22 protein-coding genes are annotated in these 24,046 nt (G+C 30.9%); 10 read left to right on the forward strand and 12 right to left on the reverse strand.

The window, feature by feature from the left end; genetic code table 11:
* Position 1 precedes the first annotated feature (1 nt).
* From bamA to murI, 4 genes are all read left to right on the forward strand, one after another.
* Positions 2 to 2,614, forward strand: a complete 2,613-nt coding sequence (gene bamA / locus ACFSSB_RS09255; protein WP_379905671.1) for an outer membrane protein assembly factor BamA — start codon at positions 2 to 4, stop codon at positions 2,612 to 2,614.
* 176 nt (positions 2,615 to 2,790) lie between these two features.
* Positions 2,791 to 3,879 carry an OmpH family outer membrane protein gene (locus tag ACFSSB_RS09260; RefSeq protein WP_379903456.1) on the forward strand — a complete coding sequence of 363 codons (1,089 nt, stop codon included), beginning with the start codon at positions 2,791 to 2,793 and terminating at the stop codon, positions 3,877 to 3,879.
* A gap of 30 nt (positions 3,880 to 3,909) precedes the next feature.
* Positions 3,910 to 4,419, forward strand: a complete 510-nt coding sequence (locus tag ACFSSB_RS09265; RefSeq protein ID WP_379903458.1) for an OmpH family outer membrane protein — start codon at positions 3,910 to 3,912, stop codon at positions 4,417 to 4,419.
* A gap of 158 nt (positions 4,420 to 4,577) precedes the next feature.
* Positions 4,578 to 5,357 carry a glutamate racemase gene (gene murI / locus ACFSSB_RS09270; RefSeq protein ID WP_379903460.1) on the forward strand — a complete coding sequence of 260 codons (780 nt, stop codon included), beginning with the start codon at positions 4,578 to 4,580 and terminating at the stop codon, positions 5,355 to 5,357.
* Positions 5,358 to 5,754: 397 nt separating this feature from the next.
* On the opposite strand, the gene ACFSSB_RS09275 is transcribed toward murI, so the two are convergent.
* The 3 genes from ACFSSB_RS09275 to ACFSSB_RS09285 form a co-directional block, all read right to left on the reverse strand.
* Positions 5,755 to 6,267: a gamma carbonic anhydrase family protein gene (locus ACFSSB_RS09275; protein ID WP_379903462.1), complete on the reverse strand. Its 513-nt coding sequence runs from the start codon at positions 6,265 to 6,267 to the stop codon at positions 5,755 to 5,757.
* Between the two features lie 231 nt (positions 6,268 to 6,498).
* Complete coding sequence (locus ACFSSB_RS09280; RefSeq protein ID WP_379903464.1) at positions 6,499 to 7,233, reverse strand: LytR/AlgR family response regulator transcription factor; 735 nt, start codon at positions 7,231 to 7,233, stop codon at positions 6,499 to 6,501.
* Between the two features lie 128 nt (positions 7,234 to 7,361).
* A complete protein-coding gene (locus ACFSSB_RS09285; RefSeq protein ID WP_379903466.1) occupies positions 7,362 to 9,536 on the reverse strand; it encodes a tetratricopeptide repeat-containing sensor histidine kinase in 2,175 nt (724 codons plus the stop codon).
* A gap of 206 nt (positions 9,537 to 9,742) precedes the next feature.
* Here ACFSSB_RS09285 and ACFSSB_RS09290 point away from each other — a divergent pair, with 206 nt between their 5' ends.
* Together ACFSSB_RS09290 and ACFSSB_RS09295 are read left to right on the forward strand one after the other, a co-directional pair.
* Positions 9,743 to 10,756: an SIMPL domain-containing protein gene (locus ACFSSB_RS09290; protein WP_379903468.1), complete on the forward strand. Its 1,014-nt coding sequence runs from the start codon at positions 9,743 to 9,745 to the stop codon at positions 10,754 to 10,756.
* A gap of 16 nt (positions 10,757 to 10,772) precedes the next feature.
* Positions 10,773 to 11,948 (forward strand): vWA domain-containing protein, encoded by a 1,176-nt coding sequence (locus tag ACFSSB_RS09295; protein ID WP_379903470.1) that lies wholly within the window; start codon positions 10,773 to 10,775, stop codon positions 11,946 to 11,948.
* 69 nt (positions 11,949 to 12,017) lie between these two features.
* Here ACFSSB_RS09295 and ACFSSB_RS09300 read toward each other — a convergent pair whose 3' ends face one another.
* A complete protein-coding gene (locus tag ACFSSB_RS09300) occupies positions 12,018 to 13,019 on the reverse strand; it encodes a PorP/SprF family type IX secretion system membrane protein (protein ID WP_379903472.1) in 1,002 nt (333 codons plus the stop codon).
* Positions 13,020 to 13,257: 238 nt separating this feature from the next.
* Here ACFSSB_RS09300 and ACFSSB_RS09305 point away from each other — a divergent pair, with 238 nt between their 5' ends.
* From ACFSSB_RS09305 to ACFSSB_RS09320, 4 genes are all read left to right on the forward strand, one after another.
* Positions 13,258 to 14,160: a NifU family protein gene (locus ACFSSB_RS09305; RefSeq protein ID WP_379903474.1), complete on the forward strand. Its 903-nt coding sequence runs from the start codon at positions 13,258 to 13,260 to the stop codon at positions 14,158 to 14,160.
* Positions 14,161 to 14,274: 114 nt separating this feature from the next.
* On the forward strand, positions 14,275 to 14,475 hold the full coding sequence (locus ACFSSB_RS09310) for a dodecin family protein (RefSeq protein WP_379903476.1): 201 nt from the start codon (positions 14,275 to 14,277) through the stop codon (positions 14,473 to 14,475).
* 94 nt (positions 14,476 to 14,569) lie between these two features.
* On the forward strand, positions 14,570 to 14,929 hold the full coding sequence (locus ACFSSB_RS09315; protein ID WP_379903478.1) for a DUF1304 domain-containing protein: 360 nt from the start codon (positions 14,570 to 14,572) through the stop codon (positions 14,927 to 14,929).
* 124 nt (positions 14,930 to 15,053) lie between these two features.
* Positions 15,054 to 15,866, forward strand: coding sequence for a mechanosensitive ion channel family protein (locus tag ACFSSB_RS09320; protein ID WP_379903480.1), 813 nt, complete (start codon positions 15,054 to 15,056; stop codon positions 15,864 to 15,866).
* A gap of 61 nt (positions 15,867 to 15,927) precedes the next feature.
* Here the strand turns inward: ACFSSB_RS09320 and tsaB are convergent, their stop codons facing one another.
* The 8 genes from tsaB to ACFSSB_RS09360 form a co-directional block, all read right to left on the reverse strand.
* Entirely contained in the window at positions 15,928 to 16,605 is a 678-nt protein-coding gene (tsaB, locus tag ACFSSB_RS09325; RefSeq protein ID WP_379903482.1) for a tRNA (adenosine(37)-N6)-threonylcarbamoyltransferase complex dimerization subunit type 1 TsaB, read from the reverse strand.
* Positions 16,606 to 16,614: 9 nt separating this feature from the next.
* On the reverse strand, positions 16,615 to 17,907 hold the full coding sequence (locus ACFSSB_RS09330; protein ID WP_379903484.1) for an efflux RND transporter periplasmic adaptor subunit: 1,293 nt from the start codon (positions 17,905 to 17,907) through the stop codon (positions 16,615 to 16,617).
* 5 nt (positions 17,908 to 17,912) lie between these two features.
* Positions 17,913 to 19,241, reverse strand: coding sequence for a TolC family protein (locus ACFSSB_RS09335; RefSeq protein WP_379903486.1), 1,329 nt, complete (start codon positions 19,239 to 19,241; stop codon positions 17,913 to 17,915).
* 49 nt (positions 19,242 to 19,290) lie between these two features.
* Positions 19,291 to 20,454: an efflux RND transporter periplasmic adaptor subunit gene (locus ACFSSB_RS09340; RefSeq protein ID WP_379903488.1), complete on the reverse strand. Its 1,164-nt coding sequence runs from the start codon at positions 20,452 to 20,454 to the stop codon at positions 19,291 to 19,293.
* A gap of 48 nt (positions 20,455 to 20,502) precedes the next feature.
* The gene (locus ACFSSB_RS09345; protein WP_379903490.1) at positions 20,503 to 21,759 is read right to left on the reverse strand and encodes an ABC transporter permease; all 1,257 of its coding nucleotides are present in this window, start codon (positions 21,757 to 21,759) and stop codon (positions 20,503 to 20,505) included.
* 1 nt (position 21,760) lies between these two features.
* On the reverse strand, positions 21,761 to 23,005 hold the full coding sequence (locus tag ACFSSB_RS09350) for an ABC transporter permease (RefSeq protein ID WP_379903492.1): 1,245 nt from the start codon (positions 23,003 to 23,005) through the stop codon (positions 21,761 to 21,763).
* Positions 22,998 to 23,699, reverse strand: coding sequence for an ABC transporter ATP-binding protein (locus ACFSSB_RS09355; protein WP_379903494.1), 702 nt, complete (start codon positions 23,697 to 23,699; stop codon positions 22,998 to 23,000). Before ACFSSB_RS09355 ends, ACFSSB_RS09350 begins: the two co-directional genes overlap by 8 nt.
* Positions 23,700 to 23,824: 125 nt before the next feature.
* The gene (locus ACFSSB_RS09360) at positions 23,825 to 24,046 is read right to left on the reverse strand and encodes a hypothetical protein (RefSeq protein WP_379903496.1); all 222 of its coding nucleotides are present in this window, start codon (positions 24,044 to 24,046) and stop codon (positions 23,825 to 23,827) included.

A 24,046-nucleotide genomic window follows, 5' to 3' on the forward strand; every position in this document is an offset into this window, starting at 1 on the left:
AATGCCTTTAAAAGCACTTACTAAACATTTTTTAGCGCTAACAGTAACCATATTTAGTTTAAGCACATTTGCTCAAGAAACTACATTTACAAAAGGCAACAAGTACACTATTGCAGAAATAACTGTTAATGGTAACACATCATTTAGTGAACAAACCATAGTTACCTATTCTGGTTTAAGAAAAGGAAGCGAAGTGCAAATTCCTGGAGAGGAAATAAGTAGCGCAATAAAAAAACTGTGGAATTCTAACCTTTTTAATGATATAGACATTTATCTATTAAAAGTAGAAGGCAGCAATGCTTTCTTAGAAATTAGATTGTCTGACTTACCAGAACTTAACGCTGTTAAAATAACAGGTGTTAAAAAAGGTAAAAAAGAAACTATTATTAAAGAAAACAAATTAGATAAAGGTGTAAAAGTCACAGAAAACCTTATAACTACTACCAAAAACTACTTACAAAATAAGTACAAAAAAGATGGTTTTACTAACGCTAAAGTAAACATCAACACTATTGAAGCAGTAGATTCTTTACCAAGATCTAAAGTGAATATGGTTTTAGCCATAGATAAAGGAAAAAAAGTAAAAGTAAAAGACATTGTATTTACTGGAAATTCTGTTTTAACAGACAGTAAACTTAGTGGTGCAATGAAAAACACTAAAAAAAGAAACTTTTTAAGAATTTACAAGCGCTCTAAATATATAGAAGAAGACTATAAAACAGATTTAACTAGCATAATAGATACCTATAAAGAAAACGGTTATAGAGATGCTAGAATACTATCAGACAGTTTAATTATAAACAATGATAACACCATTACACTAAATATTAATTTAGAAGAAGGTGAAAAATATAGCTTTGGTGATATTTCTTTTATTGGTAACACAGTATACACAGACCAACAACTTAAAAGAGTTTTACGTATAACTAAAGGCGAAACATATAACGGTGTTTTATTACAAGAAAGAATTGCCGACAATACTAGACCAGACGCAGAAGATTTAACTAATCTATATCAAAATAATGGGTATTTATTCTCTACTATTAATCCTGTAGAGGTTAATGCAGAAGGAAATGTTATTGATATGGAAATTAGAATTTCTGAAGGTAAGCCTACCTACTTCAACAATGTAACTGTACAAGGTAATGAAGTAACTAATGACAAAATTATCTATAGAGAATTACGTACGCGTCCAGGACAACTATATAGTAAAGCCAATGTAGTACGTACTATTAGAGAACTTAGTCAATTAGGATTTTTTGATGCAGAACAAATTACTACAGACTTTCAAAACCCAAACCCAAATGAAGGTACTATAGACTTACAATATGGTGTTATAGAAACTGGTTCTAGCCAAATTGAACTTCAAGGTGGTTATGGTAGCGGAAGTTTTATTGGTACACTTGGTTTATCGTTTAATAACTTTTCTATAAAAAACATATTAAACCGTAAAGCTTATAAACCAGTACCTCGTGGTGATGGTCAAAAACTAGCGTTACGTTTACAAGCTAGTGCATTTTACCAAACCTATAGTTTCTCCTTTACAGAACCATGGTTAGGTGGTAAAAAACCAGTACAATTTTCTACCTCAATATCGCATTCAAAACAATTTTTATACGATTATACAACAGGTAAAGCAGATAAAGACAAACGTTTTAATATTACAGGTATATCTGTTGGTTTAGCAAAAAGACTTTCAGTACCTGATGACTATTTTACTTTATCACAAGCATTAAGTTTTCAACACTATGATTTAAAAAACTATAATACAGGTTTATTTACTTTTGGTGATGGTTACTCTAACAACTTAGCATATACTATTGGTTTAAGCAGAAACAATACGTATAATGATCCTGTGTACCCAACAGGTGGTTCTAACTTTAATGTTAGTGCTAAATTATCTATTCCTTATTCTTTATTTAATAATGTAGATTATGCTGCATTAAGTGAAGAAAGAGATGAACAAGAAGAAATCTATTATGATGCAGATGGTGTGTATACAGATATACAAAGTACCAATGCTTATACTAGAATGGGAGAAATTGATCAAGAACGTTACAAGTGGTTAGAGTTCTATAAAATTAAATTTAAAGCAGACTGGTATACAAGAATTGTAGACAAGTTAGTATTACGTCCTAGTTTAGAATTTGGTTTCTTAGGATCTTATAACAATGATAGAGGTGTTATTCCTTTTGAGCGTTTCTTTCTTGGTGGTGATGGTTTAGCTAGTTACAGTTTAGATGGTAGAGAAACCATAGCATTACGTGGTTATGAAAACCAATCATTACAACCAGTTGATGAAGACGGAAACGTAACAAGTGATGGTGGTTCTATTTATAACAAGTTCTCTTTAGAGCTACGTTACCCAATAACATTAAAACCTGCAGCAAAGATTTATATGCTAGGTTTTCTTGAAGGTGGTGTATCTTATAACAATTTTAAAGATTATAATCCGTTTGATCTTAAAAGATCTGCTGGTTTAGGTTTACGTTTATTCATGCCTGCTTTTGGTTTATTAGGTATTGATTTTGGATACGGATTTGATTCTGTACCAGGACAAGGAACAGCAGTAAGTGGTTGGCAAACACACTTTATAATAGGACAACAATTTTAGTTTGGCACGATATTTTCTATTAACAATTTGATTATTTAAAACAAGAATTAAAAAATTTAAAATTAAAATTTGTTAATTTTGAAAAGCTTAATTCAAGAAGTGACAGAATAATAGTAATAATCATCTGTACATTTTTAGAATTTATAAAGCCAATAAATGATAAAAACATATAACAGATGAAAATAAAAGTTCTTTTTTTACTGGCAATTGTATTTATGCTTAGTGTAACCTCTACTCAAGCACAACGTGGTGTTAGAATAGGTTATATAGACACAGAATACATTTTAGAAAACATACCTGAATATCAAGAAGCAACATCGCAATTAGATAACAAGGTGCAAAAATGGAAATCTGAAATTGAAAATCGTTTAAGTGAAATAGAACAAAAACGAAAAGATCTAAGCAATGAAAAACCTCTTTTAACTAGTGAACTTGTTAAAGAACGTGAAGAAGACATCCATTTTGAAGAACTTGAAATATTAGAGTATCAACAAAACAGATTTGGTCCTAAAGGTGATTTAATGATCCAGAAAAGACAACTTATTCAACCAATTCAAGATCAAATTTTTGCTGCAGTACAAGATATTGCATCTACTAAAAAATATGATTTTATATTTGACAAGTCTGCAGATGTTGTTATGCTATATTCGGCAGATAGATTTGATATTAGTGAACAAGTAATACGAGCAATTGTACGTACTGCAAAACGCGATCAAGCTAAATCTAAAAAAGAAAGAAGAGAAGCTAAAGACGAAGATGTAGTACCAGAAGTAAATAAAACATTAGATGCTAGAAAACAAGCATTAGAAGATAAAAAAGCAGCGCGTGCAGCAGAAGCAGAACAACGCAGAAAAGAAATTTTAGAAGCACGTGAAGCTAAAAAAGAAGCAGCACAAAAAAGAAGAGATAGTATTATTGAAGCTAGAAAGCAATTAAAAGAAAAAACGCTTAAAGAAAGAAATAGTACTACTGAAGAAACTAGTGATGCAGCAAAAACAGAAGCAGAAGACAATAAAGAAGAAAGTGTAACAACAGAAACTCAAATTGAAACTGAAACTGAAAATGTAGAAAAAACAGCGGAAGAAACATCAACAGATAAAGAAGCTAGTGCTACTGAAGAAGAAGATGCAGCCGCAAAGAAATTAAGTGATAGAGAAGCACGCAAACAAGCATTAGAAGAAAGAAAAAGAAAAATATTAGAAGCACGTAAAAAAGCAAAAGAAGAACGTGAAAACCAGAATGCCACAGAAGGCGAAGACAATTAACAATTTATTACACACATTAAACTATTAAAAATGAAACAAATTAAAACTTTATTATTAGCAGTAGCTTTATTTATTGGTGGAACTAGCTTTATGCAAGCGCAAACTAAAGTTGCTCATATTAACACTCAAGAGCTTATTGCTGCAATGCCAGACATGAAAGCTGCACAAGCAGAAATGGACAAACTAGGAAAAACCTATGAAGCAGACATTAAAGCTATGGTAACAGAGTACCAAAACAAAATGAAATTATACGAAGCAGAAGCTACTACTAAAACAGACGAAGAAAACCAAAAGCGTTTAGTTGAAGTACAAACTATGCAACAAAACATACAACAATACCAAGGGCAAGCACAACAAGACATGCAAAAGAAAGAAGTGGACTTGCTAAAACCTATTACAGAAAAAGCAAAAGCTGCAATTTTAAAAGTAGCAAAAGCACAAGGTTTTAACTATGTATTAGACTCTACTCAAGGTGGTGGTGTTATCATGGCAGAAGGTAAAGACTTACTTGCTGATGTTAAAAAAGAATTAGGTTTCTAATAAACCTTTAATATTTCTATAAAAAAAGCTGTCTTGTAAAAGACAGCTTTTTTTATGCAATAGACTTTAAAAAATTGTGTATTATATCTACTTAAAAATCTAAATGACTAAATGTATTTAAAAGTAATTATTTACTTTTATAAACAATATGTATGTATATGAGTAAACAACCTATTGGTGTTTTTGATTCTGGCGTTGGTGGTACTTCTATTTGGAAAGAACTTCATGCATTACTACCTCATGAAAACACTATTTATTTAGCCGATAGCAAAAATGCTCCTTATGGCAATAAAAGCAAAAATGAAATTCTTGATTTAACTAAAAAGAACACCGAGTTATTACTTAATAAAGGCTGTAAGCTTATTGTTGTTGCATGTAATACAGCAACCACAAATGCTATTAACTATTTACGCGAAAATTATAATATACCCTTTATAGGCATTGAACCAGCAATTAAACCTGCTGCATTAAACACCAAAACAAAAGCAGTTGGTATTCTTGCTACAAAGGGAACACTATCTAGTGAATTGTTTTATAAAACCACTAATATATTTTCTAATAAAATTAAAATTATAGAACAGGTTGGTGAAGGTATTGTGCCTTTAATTGAAAGTGGCAATGTAGAGTCTACACAAATGAAAGATCTCTTACAATTGTACTTAAAACCAATGTTAGATGCAGATATAGATTATTTGGTTTTAGGCTGTACGCACTATCCTTATTTGATTCCGCAGTTATTAAAAATATTACCAAGCCATGTTAAAATTATAGACTCTGGCGAAGCAGTTGCCAAACAAACAAAAGCTGTTTTAAAACAACATGAGCTTTTAAATACTACAAACAATACACCTAAATTGCAATTTTACTCTAACGGAAACCCAAAAGTAATGATGCAACTTTTAGAAGAAGATTATACTGTAGACTATTTAGACTTCTAGGCTTTTAAATTAGCATAACCCCTTATACCTAATCCCTCATACCTACAACCTAATCCCTAATACCTAATACCTAATACCTAATACCTACTATATTTTAATTGAAGTTCTGGTTTGCGTTAGCGGTTGCAGTGGCATCCTTTTTTGAGGCACGAAAAAAAGATATAACGGAAAACGCGACCCTTGTGGTAACGCCATAAAAAAACAAAGGAAACAGTATGACATTTTTTATCAAGTGTTTCCTTTGCAAGTCGTATTCCTTTTTTGGCATTATCCAATAAAGTACTATGAGTTTGTTCTCAGCCACTAATGTAAGTTTAGGCACCTCAATACAACAATCTAAATATAGTAAATATTTTTCACTTAAACAAGTGATTTACTTTGTTTTAACATTTTCACCTTACTTAAACCAACTAGAATATTTCACGTAATTATCTGCTATTCTATTGATTTCTCCTGAAATTAACTCTTTGCTAATATCTTTTACTTTCTTGGCTGGAACTCCTGCATAAATAGTTCCTGCTTCTACTCTAGTGTTTGCTGTTACAACTGCTCCTGCTGCCACAATACTATTGCTTTCTATAACACAATCGTCCATAACAATGCTTCCCATACCTATTAAAACATTGTCTTGAATGGTACAACCATGTACAATGGCATTATGCCCAATAGATACATTATTACCTATGGTTGTTGGTGATTTTTGGTAGGTTGCATGAATTACTGCACCATCTTGTACGTTTACTTTATTTCCCATTTTTATAAAGTGCACGTCACCACGAATGACTGCATTAAACCATACACTACATTGGCTACCAAAACTTACTTCGCCAACTATAGTTGCGTTTTCTGCTACATAGCAATCTTCAGGAATTTGTGGGTGTTTATTATTTACTGGTTTTATTACTGGCATATTTTATTTCTTTATGTTCGTTTTAATTTATTATTAGAGATTTCTCGACATGCTCGAAATGACAAGGACTGTATTTGCCTTATATAATTTTCCTCTTTTGAGATTTCTCGACAAGTTCGAAATAACAAAACTGTGTTGTATAATTTCTTGCTTCGCTCGAATGCTTTAGATCTTCTTAATCAGTAACAGCATCATTTTTATAATGAGATTCCTGCCTAACGCAGGAATTTGCTACTTAAAATAAGATAGTAAAGCTGCTTTTTTAGATGCAGAAACGAGTACTTCTTTTCCGTTACTAAGTACTACATGTCCTCCTTTTCCTTTTACGTATTTGGTAATTTCATTAACGTTTACCAAATAGCTTTTGTGCACTCTTGCAAAGCTTGAATTACTTAGCGCTTCTTCAAAATATTTTAAAGTTTTACTTACTAGTTTCTTTTTGTTGTTATTTAAATACAATTCTGTGTAATTATCATCTGCTTTACAATACAGGATGTTTGCTGTTTCAATGACTTCAAATCCATCTTGTTGTGGTATGGTAATTTTTCCGTTTACTGTATTTGTATTAGGTACTAAAACCTCATCTTGCAAAGCATCTTCTTTAGTTTTAATTTCTACAACATAATCTACTGCTTTTATAAGTTCGTCAATAGAAATTGGTTTCATTAAATAATAGCTAGCATGTGCATTTAAAGCATCTATTGCATAATGGTTGTAGGCAGTTACAAAAATGGTTTCAAAGCTGGCATCACCTACTTTATCTAGCAAATCAAAGGCATTACCATAAGGCATTTCTACATCTAAAAATACAACATCTAAGTGGTTATTTCTAATAAGCACCAAAGCTTCTTCTACGTTTTCTGCTTCTCCTAAAATGTTAACATTAGGACAATATTTAGCAAGATATTTTTTTAATATATCTCTACTTGTTTTTTCGTCTTCTACTATTATGGCGTTTAGTTTCATGTGCACTTGCTGCAAAGGCAGGAATCTTGTCCTACTCTTAAAATTGATTATTTATTAATTCCTTTTTCAAATTTTAAATTCTAATGAGACCTAAAGACTGCGTCGTGGTATCATTTTCTGTTTTATTATTAGTCCTTTTTTAAAGTAACAACAACTTTGGTACCTTGATCTCCTTGAGCTTGATAATTATCTATAAAAACATCTACTTTGTCTTTATACATTTCGTTTAAAATGGCAACACGTTTTTTAATGTTGTTCATTCCTTTAGAGTTTTGTTTTTTCTGGTTTTCAGTTTTTAAGGCTTTAGATTTTTCTCTTCCTATTCCGTCATCTATAATAGCAATAGTAATTTCGTCTTTACTATTCTGATTTATGCTTATTTCTAATTTTCCTTTTTCCTCTTTATAACGTAAGCCATGCCAAACAGCATTTTCTATATATGGTTGTAAAAGCATAGGTGGAATTTGAAACTGGTTAACAGCAACATTTTCTGCTACATTTATACTATAATCAAACTTGTCTTTAAATCTAAAATGTTCTAATTGTGTATACAATTCTAGTAATTCTATTTCTTTTTGAAGTGGAATAAAATCTTGTTCGCTATTTTCTAAAACAGCTCGCATGAGTTGAGAAAAATCAGACAGATATCTATTTGCTGTTCTTTCATCATTAGAAGCTATAAAGCTGTTCACAGAATTTAAAGCATTAAATATAAAATGCGGATTCATTTGGCTACGCAATGATTTTAATGCCAAAAGATTGTTTGCCAATTTTTGTTGCTTGATGTATTTATACATAACATAGGCTACAATTAACAATAAAAGCACACCTCCAAAAAGCGAATAAATAATCAACTTCTGTCTTTTACTTTGCTCTATAGTAAGTTGGTAATTGGTTTGAGTTAATGCTCTATCGCTTTCTAAACTGGTAATACGGTTTTGCTTTTCGGCAATGCTTTTATTAAATCGTGCTGCTTGTGTAATTTCCTGCTCCATTTTAGCATATAAAGCATCTACTGTTTCTTGATAGGTTTTGTAGGTTTCTAAGGCTTCTGTATAATTACCAGCATCTCTATAGGTTTCTGAGAGCTTACGTACAGCATCTTTTTTAACCAATAAATCTTCTTTATTATCTGCTTCTTCTATACTTTTTTCTAAATACGGAATCGCATTTTTATAATCTTGCTGTTGGTAATATGCGTTACCAATTTTATAGTTTTGCTTTTGTAAGGTTAAGGCAGTTTCGTTATCCATTAACGTATCTGTTTCTAATTCTGAAATTTCTTCAATTGCTTCTTTACGTAATTGAATTTCATTTTCATAAGCCATATTATCATTCTGGAAATCGGCTACTTTTACCTTCTCTTCTACTGCTCTTTTTTTGTTTTCTTGTGCTGCTAAGTCTAAAGCGTTTTCAAAATAGCTATTTGCTTCGTTTAGTTTACCACTTGCATTGTAAGCCTCACCAATTTTAGAATTTAAGTCTGTTATTTTGGGTTTAATAAGATGTTTTTCGGCAATAGAAAGCCCTTTTTTATAGTTAGAAATAGCAGTATCTAATTGTATTATTTTTGTATACACATCACCTAAACCTTCATAATATTCGGTTTTTTGGTAATTAGAAAGGCTGCTTTCTTTAATACTTTGATAGGTTTGTAGGCTTTCTTGGTAATCTTTATTTTTATAATATGCCTTTGCTAATTTTAAAACTACTTCGTTTAATCTATTGTTTTGAAGGCTAATTTTATAGTTAGAAATTGCCAAATCATACTGTTTCCACTGCATATATACATCTGCTAGTACTTCATAAGCTTCGGCATTTTGGTTGGTAGAGTTGCTTTGGGCTAAAGCTTCAGTTATAAATAAAATACTTTTTTCGGCATCTTTTTTAAGATATACTTGGGCAGAATCTATAACACTATTAAAAGGCTTTAGCGATACTTTTCTTTTATAAACTGCTTCGTCAACTTCGGTTGTTGGTTTTACCTCAACGGTTATTCTTTCATCATCTTTAATGGTATAAAAAACAGTTTTAATATCTTTATGTGCAATGGTTAACTCATCGCCTTTTTTTACTTGAATTCTAAAATCACCAGAAAGATTAGTTGTGGTATATGCTCCTCCATTTACAGAGATTTGCACGTTTGTAATTGGCTTACGTGTATCACTTTCTACTACAGAACCTTTAACTATAAAACTTACTTCTTCTTTATCTGCAGTTGTTTCGGCATGTTGCTGTGCAAACAAATGACTAGAAAGAAACAGAAAGCCTAAGAGGATACTATATTTTAAGAGGTATTTCATTTATTGTTATTATAAAGTATAAACTTACACACTTTAATCTACACTTAAAAACGGCAACAGGAGTCTTTTACTTTTTTTTAATCGTAAAAAGTTAGGTTGCCTAAATATAAAAAAGGGTTCACGCATGCAATTGCACGCTTTACTCATTGGTGGTTTTTTATAAAAAACTTTGGTAATAGGTTTACTAAGAATTTAAAAAACAACTCATGAAAAAGCTTATTATTACCTCTTTAATTATTGTATATAGCATATCTAATTTTGCGCAAATAAAAGGAAATGCAATTTCTATATCTAGACAAAATATTGCATCTAAAGATCTAGGAAATGGTTATGTGTACGGAAACCATTCTAACCATTTTAAATCTGCAAACTTAGTTCCTAATCCTACTATAAATTTAGAAGTAAAAGCTTTAAGTAATATAATTGCTTCGTCTTATACAGCAGTTTTTAATGTAACACAAATTGGTGAAACTTCTGAAGAAACCAATAATTTAATAAAAGAGCGTACACTAAAATTAAAAAGCAATTTAGCTGCAAAAGGTATTTTAACCAGTGATTTTGTTATAGATGTTATTTCATTTGTTCCTGTTTATGAAACGATTGTTGAAAAAAAATTATTCAGCAAAAAGTATGTTGAAGTACCTAAGGGATTTGAGTTACAGCAGAACATTCATATTAAATTCACCAAGGTAGCGCAGTTTGAAGAAATCTTAGCTGCTTGTGCTAATAACGAAATTTACAACTTAGTGAAAGTCGATTATTTTATAGACAACCTGCAAGAAGTATACAAAAAACTACGAGTAGAAATTTTAAAAGAATTAAAAGAAAAACAAGAATTCTATAAAAATTTAGGTTTTGATTTAACAGAATACACACCAATAATAGCAGACAATAAGTACTGTTATTTTCCAAGAGATTTTTACAAAAACTATCAAGCTTTTAATAGCGTTTCTATGGAAGCTTTAAAGAAAAAAAGAGGTGTATATCAAGCAAAAAAACAAACGTCATATTACTATGATCCTATTTCGTTTAGAGATTATGATGTTGTAATAAATCCTTCTATTGTAGAACCTGTAATACAAATAGGAATGGAAATAAAACTACAATACACACCCAAACCAAAACAAGAAAAACCAATAGAAAAAGAAGTAATTAAAAACAAGTATTACATCATTTCTCCAGATGGAAGTATTGATATAAAAGAAATAAAAACAACATAACAATAAAACAAAAACTATGAAAACCGTATTTAAACAGAGTATACTAGCATTATTTTTTGTTAGTCTCACAGCTTGTCAAGCAAAGACAAAAAAATTAGAAACTACAGTAGCCTTAAACCAACCTGAAACCCATAAACCTACAACAGCTAGCAAAGCAAACAAACAATTTATTAAAGTTGCTTTGCTATTAGACACTAGTAATAGTATGGATGGTTTAATAGACCAAGCAAAAGCACAGCTTTGGGAAATTGTAAACGAGCTTTCCTATGCTAAATGCAATGCTATGAAACCAAATCTTCAAATTGCCTTGTATGAATATGGTAATGATAATTTAAATGGAAACGAAGGTTATATACGTCAAGTATTAGCTTTTAGTCAGGACTTAGATGAAATTTCTAAAGAATTATTTTCTCTAACTACAAGAGGAGGAAATGAATATTGTGGTTATGTTATACAAACTGCATTAAACCAACTACAATGGGGAAATAATCCAGACGATTTAAAGCTTATTTTTATTGCAGGAAACGAGCCTTTTACCCAAGGAAGAGTGCCTTATAAAGTGGCTGGTAAATTAGCACATAGTAAAGACGTAACAGTAAACACCATTTTTTGTGGCGATTATAACCAAGGAATCTCTAGCTATTGGAAAGATGGAGCAGATGTAACACATGGTAATTATATGGCTATTAATCACAATCATGAAACGGTACATATCGCTTCGCCTTATGACGCTAGTATTTTAGAACTAAACAACAAGTTAAACAAAACCTATGTTGCCTATGGAAGCTACGGAAAAGATAAAATGGAATTGCAAGCAGAACAAGATGTAAATGCACAAGGATACAGTGAAGCTAATGCTGTTAGTAGAGCAGTTAGTAAGAGTTCGCATTTATATAAAAATGCTTCTTGGGATTTAATTGATGCTAGTGAAGCAGCATCTTTTGAATATAAAAATCTAAAAGATAGTGATTTGCCAAAAGCGCTTCAAGGCAAGAGTAAAGAAGAAATAAAAAGCTATTTAGATACAAAACGAAACGAGCGTAAAGCCATACAAGAGCAAATTCAAGACCTAAACGCAAAACGAAAGCAATATGTTGCCCAACAACAAAAAGAAGGAAATAACAGCCTAGAAAACGCCATGCTTAATGCTATTAAATCTCAAGCAAAAAAGAAAAATTATAAATGGGAATAATACGCAACAAAAAAGTCTTCCATATTCTGGAAGACTTTTTTAATATATAGTTTATAAACTTGTAACTCCTTAGTTAACTGCAGGACAGTTACAGTGGTATTTTTCTTTTCTACAGTTAAAGTTTAAACCTAGTGTTATTTGATGAAAACCTGCATTGTTAAATACTACAGAGTTTGCTTGATATGCATACGTATATGCAAACATAAAGTTGTTATAGTTAATACCTAATATTGGCGAAATGTATTGAAGCTTTTGGCTATTAATACTAGAACCATCAATATACTCTGCACCATCTAAGCTACGTCTGTAAGATAATCCTCCCCAAATTTGACCAAATTCCATTTTTTTATACGTCTTAAAGTTTAAGTCAAAAGAAGCCTCTTTAGTACCATCTTTATATTGAAATAAAATAGAAGGCTCATAAGACCAGTCACTACCAAACTTACCAAAACCATAACCAGCAGAAAATAAATAACGTCTTAAGTTACTAGTAATTTCAATATCGTTATTTATTCCGTCATTATTCAACAGGTTTTTTACTGTTGCATGCGCATAAAAGTTATATAAGTTATAAGAAAAACCTAAATCAATATTAAAGTTGGTAGAGCTTTGCTCGATTCCGTAAATTAAAGGATCAAAAGGTTCGTTTAAAAAAGCCGTTTCATCTAATTTATATTGTATCATACCAACACTTAAACCAAAAGAAAGTTGATTTAAATCAATTTCATTTCTAGAAAACATTAAATGGTGTGCGTAGGTTAAATACACTCCGTTTTGAGAATGGTATCCATTTTTATCAGAATATACTATTGCTCCTATTGCAGAAGGTGTATCTCCAATTCTACTATTAACACTTATGGTTGCTAATTGTGGTGCATCTTCTTGTCCAAACCATTGTTGTCTTCCTGTTACTCTTAATTTAGCACAGTTAGCAGCTCCAGCCATTGAAGGGTGTATTAGGTAATAATTATCTGTTAAATAATCCGTATAAATAGGAAGTCCTTCTTGGGCGTTTACAAACTGAGAGCAAAATACAACAACAGCTAAAAGGTATAACTTTTTTAAATTCATAATTTTAATTTTCAAGGGAGCTAGGTTAAATGCACTTTTTTATAAGTATTTTAACTTAATATTTTTAATTTATTATTATAAGTCACCAAATATATAAAATTTAGTTTTTATAAATAATGATATAAAAGTTAAAGATTTAAGTTGTTTATCGTAAATCAATAAGAATACCTATAAGAAAAGCTAAATATATAGATAACTCTTGAGTTCTTTTAGTATTTTTGCAAAAAAATAATTGACTATGAATACGTTTAAAGTTTCTGTAAAAGAAACTAACAATCCAACCATAATAAAATTTGAGCTTAATCAATTTATTACCAAGCATCAAAGCTTTGAATTTAATAATATTGATGAAGCTAAAGCATCTCCATTAGCACAACAATTATTTTACCTTCCGTTTGTAAAAAAAGTATATATCACAAGTAATTTTTTAGCTATAGAAAGATATAGTATTGTTGAATGGCAAGATGTACAACAAGAAGTTGCAGAACAAATAGAAAGTTACCTAAATAATGGTGGACTTATAGTTGAAGAAGAAGCAACTCCTAAAAAAGTACCAGTAACTGTTTATGCAGAAAGCACACCTAACCCTTCGGTTATAAAATTTGTTGCTAACAAAAAACTAGTTGCAGCTACTTTTGAATTTACTTCTATAGATGAAGCAAAAGCCTCTCCTCTTGCTACAGAGTTATTTCACTTTCCGTTTGTAAAAAGTATCTTTTTAGATGAGAACTATGTTTCTATTACAAAATATGAAGTTGCAGAATGGAATGACATTACCATGGAACTTCGTGAATTTATTAGAACTTTTATTGAAAATGGTAAGGAAATAGTACTTGCTAATGCTCCAGAAGTTGTAGAAAAATCTACGGAAGCCTTAGATGCTTCTTATGAAAACATGGATGATACTTCTAAAGAAATCATTAATATATTAGAAGAATATGTAAAACCTGCTGTTGCTAGTGATGGTGGAAACATTCAGTTTGATTCTTATGATGCTACTACCAAAAAAGTAAAAGTTATTTTACAAGGAGCTTGTAGTGGATGTCCTTCTTCTACATTTACTTTAAAAAATGGTATTGAAAACATGCTTAAAGAAATGATGAAAGGTAGAGTAGAAACGGTTGAAGCTATAAACGGTTAAACTATTAAAAATACGTTTGTTGTGTTTTTAAAATACTCTTAATCAAACTTTTATCTTTCTATTATTATTTGTAAATTAAGGTTTCAAGCAATTATTAACTTAAAAAAACTTAATATGTCAATAATGAAAGTAATTGAGGTAATGTCTAATTCAGATAAAAGCTGGGAAGATGCAACTAAAAAAGCAATAAAACACGCCTCTAAAAGTGTAAAAAACATTAAATCTGTATTTGTACAATCACAAAGCGCAGTAGTTAAAGATGATGAAGTAACAGAGTTTAGAGTAAACTTAAAACTAACTTTTGAAGTAAAATAAACTTTTTAAAGTAATAACACAAAAGCGTTCTATAACAGAACGCTTTTTTTATGTTATTAATTGACTAACTTTGATTGCAAAAAAATAATTCTCCATGAAAATTTTAGCAATCTTATTAGTAGCCTTTGTAGCTTTTGAACATTTTTACTTTTTAGTACTTGAAATGTTTTTATGGACTACCCAAAAAGTAATTAAAACCTTTGGCACAGAAAGTGAAGCCTTTGCAGAAAAAACAAAAGTATTAGCAGCAAATCAAGGGTTATATAATGGTTTTTTAGCAGCAGGTTTGGTTTTTGGCTTAGTAGATAACAATACTAGTATGCTAGTGTTTTTATTAAGCTGTATTGTTATTGCTGGAATTTATGGCGCATATTCTACACAAAAAATTCGATTGTTTTACTTTCAATCTATTCCAGCTATTTTTGCTTTAGCTTCCGTTTTATTTCTATATTAATTTTATCGAAGAAATACGGATTTTACAGAATTAAACTTTAAAATAACATTTGTTTAGCACAATTTGTTCTTTTAGTTTTTAATTTCGCTTATTAAAATTATTAATTAATTATTAAACACAAATTATGGAATTAGAAAAATGGACAGAAAAAGGCTTTGAATTTATTTCAACCTATGGTATAAAAGTTATTGGTGCCATTGCCATTTGGATTATTGGTTCTTGGCTAATAAAAAAAATACTTAAGACCGTTACTAAGGTAATGAATAGTAGAGATTATGAAGAAAGCTTAAAAAAATTCTTATTAAACTTAATTAGTTGGGTTTTAAAAATACTTTTAATCATCTCTATACTAGGTAATTTAGGAGTAGAAACAACTTCTTTTGCAGCCATTTTAGCAGCAGCTGGTTTAGCTATTGGTATGGCATTACAAGGATCTCTTGGTAATTTTGCTGGTGGTGTTTTACTTATGATTTTTAAACCTATAAAAATTGGAGATTTAATTGAAGCACAAGGTGAAATAGGTGTTGTAAAAGAAATTGAAATTTTTACTACTAAACTTACAGGACTTTCTAATAAAGAAATTATCATACCAAATGGATCTTTATCTAACGGAAACATTGTAAACTATAGTACAGAAGGTACACGTCGTGTAGATTTAACTTTTGGTGTAGGTTATGATTCTGACATTAAAAAAACCAAAGAAATTTTAATGCAAGTTTTAACTTCTAACCCTAAAGTACTTCAAGATCCTGCTCCAACAGTAAATGTTTCTGAACTAGCAGATAGTTCTATTAATTTTGCTGTAAGACCTTGGTCTAAAACAGAACATTATTGGGATGTATACTTTGAAACTACAGAAAATGTAAAAGAAGCATTAGATGCGGCAGGTATAGAAATTCCTTATCCACATCAAGTAGAAATACACAAAGAAGGCTAATTCCTCTTTAGTGTATATAAAAAAAGACCTTTCTGCTTTTAAAAGTGGAAAGGTCTTTTTTTTATACTTTAGGTTTGGGTTTTAATGCAACAAAATCTTTTAAATAATAAGGTTCAAAATAAGCCACATCTTCTAGATCCTTTTTTTGATACTTATTAAAAGCTATTACAGACATTTCATTAGCCGAAGGTAATTTATCTTCTATAAAAACGGCATTTTCATGTGTAATTAGCGTTTTGGTTTTTTCTACACCATTACCAACAAAATACACTTTTCCTTTTTCTAAATAACTAGCAAAAGATTGCTCGTCTAGAATTTGGGCTTCAATTTCTCTTACTATATTGTAATTAGCATCAAAAACGGCAGAATACACTTCCATACGTCTTGCATCTAACATTGGTACAATAACCCCTTCTTCTGCTTTCACCTGTCTTGCAAGTGCTTCTAAAGTAGAAACCGAAATTAAAGGTTTATCTAGTGCAAAACACAAGCCTTTTGCTGCAGAAACACCAATGCGTAAGCCTGTATAAGAACCTGGTCCTTTACTTACTGCTATGGCATCTAAATCTGTAGGTTGTAAATTATTTTGCTTTAGTAAGGTTTCAATATATACATGTAAACGCTCTGCATGTGAATACTGCTTACTGTTATCTTCTTGTAAAGCAAAAGTCTCTCCTTCTTTAGAAAGAGAGACTGAGCAGTTTGTTGTTGCTGTTTCTATGTTTAGTATTATAGCCAAAATATAGTATTAATCGTCTTGATTTTTATCTTTTGTTTGTTCTTCCTTTTTAATTTCAACAGCATCGCCATTTTTTAATGACTTGGTAACTGTATTGTAAGGTCCTGTTATAATTTCATCATTTTCTTGCAAGCCTTCTACTATTTCAATATTAGTATTGTCTTGCACTCCTGTTTTTACAACGCGTAATTTTGCTTTGTCTCCTTCTTTAATAAAAACGCATTCAAATTTTTCTTCGCTATCGCTTTCAATAGCATCTTTTTTAATTGCTTTTTTTGTTGAAGAAGTGTCTGTTTTAATTACAATAGCACTTATAGGTACACCAACAACATTTTCACGTTTGTCTGTAATTATATCTACTGTTGCAGTCATTCCTGGTCTAAAAGGCGAGTAATTTTCACCTTTTCCTTTTAATAAATCTTTATAAGACTCTTCTAGTATTCTAACTTTTACTTTAAAGTTTGTTACTTGGTCTGAAGTTAAAACTCCATCAGCAGAGTTTGCAATTTCAGTAACTAAACCTTTAAACTGTTTTTTTAAATAGGCATCTACTTCTACAATGGTAGAGTCACCAATATTAACTTTTACAATATCGTTTTCATTTACATCTACCTCAACTTCCATGTTGGTTAAGTTAGCAACACGCATAATTTCGGTTCCAGCCATTTGTTGTGTACCAACCACACGTTCACCTAACTCTACATCTAATTTAGAAATAGTACCAGACATTGGTGCATAAATATTGGTTCTGTTTAAATTGTCTTTAGCTTCATTTACTGTAGCAGCAGAACTTTGCACATTAAAATAAGCAGACTGTCTGTTTGCTTGCGCGATTTCATAAGAAGAGATTACTTTGTCCCAATCTGCTTTAGAGATGATTCCTTTTTCATATAGCTGTTGGTTTCTATCGTAATTAGCTTTAGCTTCTTTAAGAGATGCTTCGGCTTGATTTAAACCAGCACGAACGTTTTGTAAAGCGGCTTGTGTACGACTTAAGCTAGACTGATAAATATCTGGATTTACACGAACTAATAAATCTCCTTTTTTTACTTGTTCACCTTCTACAATAGGAAGTTCAATAATTTCACCAGAAACTTCACTAGAAAGCTTTACCTCTATTTCTGGTTGAATTTTTCCAGTAGCAGAAACGGTTTCAATAATATCAATTTTAGCAATTTTCTTGGTTTCTACTTCTTTAAAATTACCTTGTTTACCAAACCATCCTGCTTTTTTTCCTCCAATTAAAAGGGCTAGCAATACAACTACTGCAATTACAATTATGGTTACTGTTTTTTTACTCATGGTTGTTAGTTTAATGCTGTAATAGGAATTCCGAAATAGAATTCTAATACTTTCAGTTTAAATATATAATCATATTTTGTTCTTACTACTTCACTTTGCGCGTTTTCTAATCTATTTTTTGATTGATTAAAATCAAAAGCATTTAACATACCAACATTATATCTTTCTTGCGAATAATCAAAAGCGAGACTTCTTGCTTCTTCTGTTTTTAATGCAGCTTCATACGCTTTTAAAGCGCCTTTAGCATCATTATAAGCTTGATACACATTGGTTTCTAAATCCAGATTAGCTTGTTCTAATTGATATTGTGTGCTTAACACATTTATTTCATTACGTTTAACATTATTTCTTACAGAAAATCCGTTAAAAATAGGAATGCTTAAACTTAGTGAAAATCCATGACTTTTATTGTCTGAAACTTGGTCTGTAAATTCAGGAGTATCAAACAATTGAGATTTAAAATAATTAGTACCAAAACTATAAGCACCACTTAAAGTTGGCTGTAAAGCTCCTTTAGCTATTTTAAGGTTGTATGCTGCAATTTCACTATTGTTTTCTGCAATCTTAATATCATATCTAGCTTCTTTAGCTTTTGTAATAATAGCTTGCGGAGACTCGTTTAAAATAGAAGTTGGTGGTACTTGATAATCATTATCTACAATATCAAAAGTTTCATAATCTTCTAATAAAAGCAATTGTGCTAAGCTTATTTTAGATAAAGTAATAGCATTTTCAGCATTTACTACTTGTTGTTCTTGGGTTGCAATGGTTGCTTGAATTTCTAACAAATCACCTCTTGGTAAAGCTCCTGCTTCTACTAAATCATTAGTACGTTGTAATTCTTCTTGTGTAATTACTTGTTGCGCTTGCAATACTTTTAATTGTTCTTTATTAAATAATATTTGAAGAAAAGCATTTGCTATGTTTAGAGACATGTTGTCTTTTATATTATCTAATTGGTACTGGCTAGCTAATATTTCAAGATTAGAACGACGTAATTGGTTTACATTTCTTAAACCATTATAAATAGTTAAACCAGAACTTACACCACCACTAAGGTTTCTTGTTGTAGAATTTACAGCATCAAAAGTTACTGGATCTTGGTTTAAACCTATATTCCAAGAATGGGTTGCACTAGCATTAAGACTAGGTAAAAAGTTACCAAAAGCATCTTTTTTATTAATCTCTGCGTTTTGTAAATCTAGTTCGCTTTGTTTTACAGATATATTATTATCTAATGCATATTCAACACACTCTTGAAGCGTCCATTTTTTATCTTGGGCTTGAGTAGTAATGCTCATAAAAGCAAGCAGTATAAAAATAAGTTTTTTCATAATAAATGATAAGTCTTTATAAGTGTAAATGTGTTACAAATATTTTTTATTAATTCTCTTGTGCGTATTTAGGAACACCTTGTACTTGGTTCCAAACCTTTATTTTATCTTCTTTAGTAATACCGCTTTTTACTTCTACAAAAATACCATCACTAATACCAAGCTCTACATCTTTTTTCTCAAATTCTTGATCTCCTTTTTGTATTTCTACAAAAGGCTTTTTGGTTTCAGAATCATATTGTACTAGCGCTTCTTTAATAGCTAAAACTTTTTCTACTTTATCTAAAATAATAGAAGCGTTTGCACTTAAACCAGCTCTAATAAAAGTAGAATCTATTTTTTGAAGGGTTCCTTTAATTTCAAATTGAATAGCACCATTTTCGGCAACACCTTTAGGAGCAATATAATCTAAAACAGCATCAAATTTCTTGTCTTCAATAGCACCAACAGTGATTTCAAGAGGTAAACCTTCTTTTATTTTACCTACTTCGCTTTCATCAATTTTACCTTCAAAAATCATTTTTTTAACATCTGCTAAAGATACAATAGAAGTACCTTCATTAAAGTTATTAGCTTCAATAACTTGATTTCCTTCTTTTACAGGAACATCTAAAACCATTCCTGAAACAGTTGCTCTTACTTGTGTTTGTGCAATATTACCTAAACCACTTGTGGTTCCTGTTTTAACAATATCATAATTCTGTTTTGCTGTATTTACATTTATTTTAGCTTGCTCTACACTTTGTTTCGCTTGTAAATAACTGTTTTCAATTGCTTCAAAATCATTTGCTGAAATAACACCTTTATCAAATAATGCTTTTTGACGATCATAACTTGTTTGTTGTGTTTGAAGGTTAATATTTGCCGTTTGCAAAGCCGTTTGATTAATAGCAATAGTACCTTTTGCATTTGTTAAAGAAGACACATTAGGAATTACTCTAATTTGAGCTATTAAGTCTCCTGCTTTTACATACTCTCCTGCTTCCACAAAAATTTCTTCTACCACACCAGAAATATTAGACTTAATTAAAACCTCATCTTTTGGCAAAATACTTCCTGTAGCAACCGTTTTTACGGTTATGGTTTCTTCACTAGCAGTTTCTGTAGTATAGGTTACTGGATCTTGTTGGTTTTTTTGCCATAGGTAATATAGCGCTGCACCAAATACAAGAACGATTAGTGTTAATACTATTATGGTTTTGGTTCTTTTCATGTGATTATAATTTTCTAATTGACTTTTAATTGATTTGTTTTTTAATTTTTATTCTGTACGTAAAGCATCTACAGGCTTCATTTTAATAGCACTATTTGCTGGAATTAGACCTGCTAACAAACCAGAAACAATTAATATGAATAATGCCGTAAAAATAACAGACATGCCTACACTTGGATTGGCAAAATTCTTTACAGGACCCATTTGATCTAATATGTAATTGAGCACAAAAATGACGAAAGCTGCAAATGAAATACCTACCATTCCTGAAATGATGGTTAATAATAAACTTTCTTGTAATACTTGTGATTTTATAGACCAAGGCGAAGCACCTAAAGCGCGTCTTACACCAATTTCTCTAGTACGTTCTTTTACCACAATAAGCATAATATTACTAATACCTATAATACCAGACATAAGTACTAAGGCGCCTACAAAGTAACCTACAACAGAAAGAATAGAAAACAAACCGTTTACACGACCAAAAGCTTCTGATAAATCAAAATTACCAATAGCACGTTCATCATCAGGATGTATTTTATGGCTCGCTTTCATTAGTTCTAATATCTTTGGTTTAACAGAAGTAACAGAAATTCCGTCTTTAGCAGTAATTGCCATCCAACCAACACTATCTCCTCTATTAAACGCTTGTCCGAAAGTAGTAAAAGGTATAAAAATGGTATTAGCATCTTCCTCTTGATCACCACTATTAGAAGCTTTAAAAGTACCTATCACCAAAAAGTTTACTCCGTTTACTTTAACATAAGAACCTAAAGGATCTTCGTCTTGGTCATACATCGCTTTAATTACGTCTTCACCAATAACACATACTTTACGTTTAGAATCAATATCTGAATAACTAATAAAGCGACCTTGAAGAATATCCATAGGTTGTTGGTTTATAAACTCTGGATAGTCACCATAAATAGAAAAAGCTCCTGTTTTTGTACCTCTAACCACATTATTTGCACCATTAAAACCACCTAATTGGTGTCTAGGTGAAACATATTTTAATGCAGGAATTTCACGTTTAAGCGTTTCTACATCTTCTAATTTAAAATTAAAGTATCTTCCTTTTGGTAAGCCTTTGTATGCTTTTGTGGTTCCTTGTGTCCACATAAACATAGAGTTTGTGGCAAAGTTTCCAAAGTCTGCAGTTACACCATTTTTTAATCCATTAGTTAATGCCAGAAGAAGTACTAAAATGGTAATTCCCCAAAACACACCAAAAGCAGTTAAAAAGGTTCTAAACTTATTAGCTGTAAGTGCTTGTAATATTTCGTCCCAACGGTCTCTACTAAACATATTATTCGTCTCTTAATGCTACAATTGGTTTAATTTTAGCTGCTCTGTATGCTGGAATAAATCCTGCTAAAGCACCTGCAAATACTAAAATAAAAACAGTGGTTATGGCTATATTAAAATCTACTTGCGGATATTGTATAAACTCGCTATCTATTAAAGGACCAACAATTTCTAACAAACCTAAACCTAAGATAAGTCCGAATAATCCTGAAAACATAGTTACGAAAACAGACTCTTGTAAAATCATACCTACAATAGACCAAGGCTGTGCACCTAAAGCTTTGCGTATACCAATTTCTTTGGTACGTTCTTTTACAATAATTAGCATGATATTACCAACGCCAACAACTCCTGCTATAATAGTACCAATACCAACAAACCAAAAAACAGCTGCAATAGTACCTATTAAAGAATATATATCTTCTGCTCTTTCTAGTGTGTTATACACTCTTATTGCATTAGTATCATCTGGAGCAATGGTTTGCCTTAATTTAAGATCACTTTCAATAGCAGCAGAAATGGCTTGAGATTCTGCTACAGCTTCTTCAAAATTATCTGACATTTTTAAGGTAAACATCATGTTTCTAATATTATCTGCGCCATTAAAAGCAAGTTGTGCAGTTGGTAATGGTAAAAACACTTTGCTTTCGTCTCTTTCTCCTCCTGGATCATAAAAAACGCCTACCACTTTAAAGCTAATACCATAAAGTGAAATGTTTTTATCTAAAGGATCTTCGTCTTTAAATAAATCTTTTGCTACTTTATTACCAATTACAGCTACTTTTTTTAGGTTATCAATATCAGATATATTAATAAATCGGCCTTTGCTTATATCTGCATTTTCAATAAATTGATTTCCTGGTAAAATACCTTGAATTCTATAATTTCCAGATTCGTTTTTGTAGTTTACTAATCCTCCCCAAATGGTATAGAATGCAGATTCATTTTCAATATTTTCTGCATATTTATTAGAAATAGCATCAAAATCGTTGTTTTTTAATTGAATAGGTCTACCTGGATTTAATCCTTTGTACTCTTTGGTAGTGGTTCCTGCCCAAACACTCACTAAATTAGTTGCATCTCTTTCAAATTGCGACTTTACTCCATTTTGAATTCCTGTACTAAAGCCCAAAAGTATAATTAATATAAAAATACCTGAAGCCACAGAGAGTCCTGTTAAAAAAGTACGAAGCTTATTTTTGCTTAAGGTTTCAAATATTTCTTGCCAACGCTCTAAATCAAACATGTGCTAAAGCTCTTATTTGTTCTACCTTACTATCATCTATAATTAAACCATCTTTAAGGTTTACTATACGTTTGGTCATTTGTGCAATGTCTGGCTCATGTGTAACTAAAAGTATGGTTTTACCTTCGTCATTAATACCTTGAATAAGATCCATTACTTCATAAGATGTTTTGGTATCTAAGGCACCTGTTGGCTCATCTGCCAATAATACTTTAGGATCACTTGCTAATGCTCTTGCTATAGCTACACGCTGTTTTTGACCACCTGAAAGCTCGTTAGGTAAATGGTGAGACCATTCTGCCAAACCTACTTTTTCTAGATAATGCATGGCTTTATCTGCACGTTCTTTTCGTTTTACACCTTGATAATATAAAGGCAAGGCCACATTATCTAATGCAGATTTATAATTGATTAAGTTAAAGGATTGAAAGATGAATCCTAAAAACTTATTTCTGTAGTTAGCTGCTATTTTTTCGTTTAGATTTTTAATAGGTACATTATCTAATGTATAAGAACCTTCATCTGCTTCGTCTAACATACCTAGTATATTTAGCAAAGTAGATTTACCTGATCCTGAAGAACCCATTATAGAAACTAATTCGCCTTCTTTCACATTAAAGTTAATTCCTTTTAACACGTGAAGGGAATTGCTTCCCATATGGTATGATTTATGTAAGTCTTTGATTTCTATCATATTGAAAAATTAGCAATTACAATATTACTTAAACATTGAAATAATTTATGCCAAAGAACTGTTAAGAAACATTAGCACTCTAGAAGTAAGACTCTTAAAACGAAGAAATGTTACAGTAAAATAAATTATTCTGCTTTAGACTTTGAAAATCTTTTGTAGATAAAATAAGCAATTCCTGCTACCAATATGTATGGAATAGCCATAAGATACACAATACCATTATTAACGCCTTCTGCTGTAGATTGCCCATCTTCACTTTCAAGCACTGCTCTACACATGGCGCATTGCGCATTTGTTTGTAAAAAGATAAACAAAGAGAAAATGAAAAAAAGAATTTTTTGTTTCAT

Origin of the sequence: Lacinutrix gracilariae (assembly GCF_042684485.1) — a bacterium.
GTDB classification, from domain to species: Bacteria; Bacteroidota; Bacteroidia; order Flavobacteriales; family Flavobacteriaceae; genus Oceanihabitans; species Oceanihabitans gracilariae.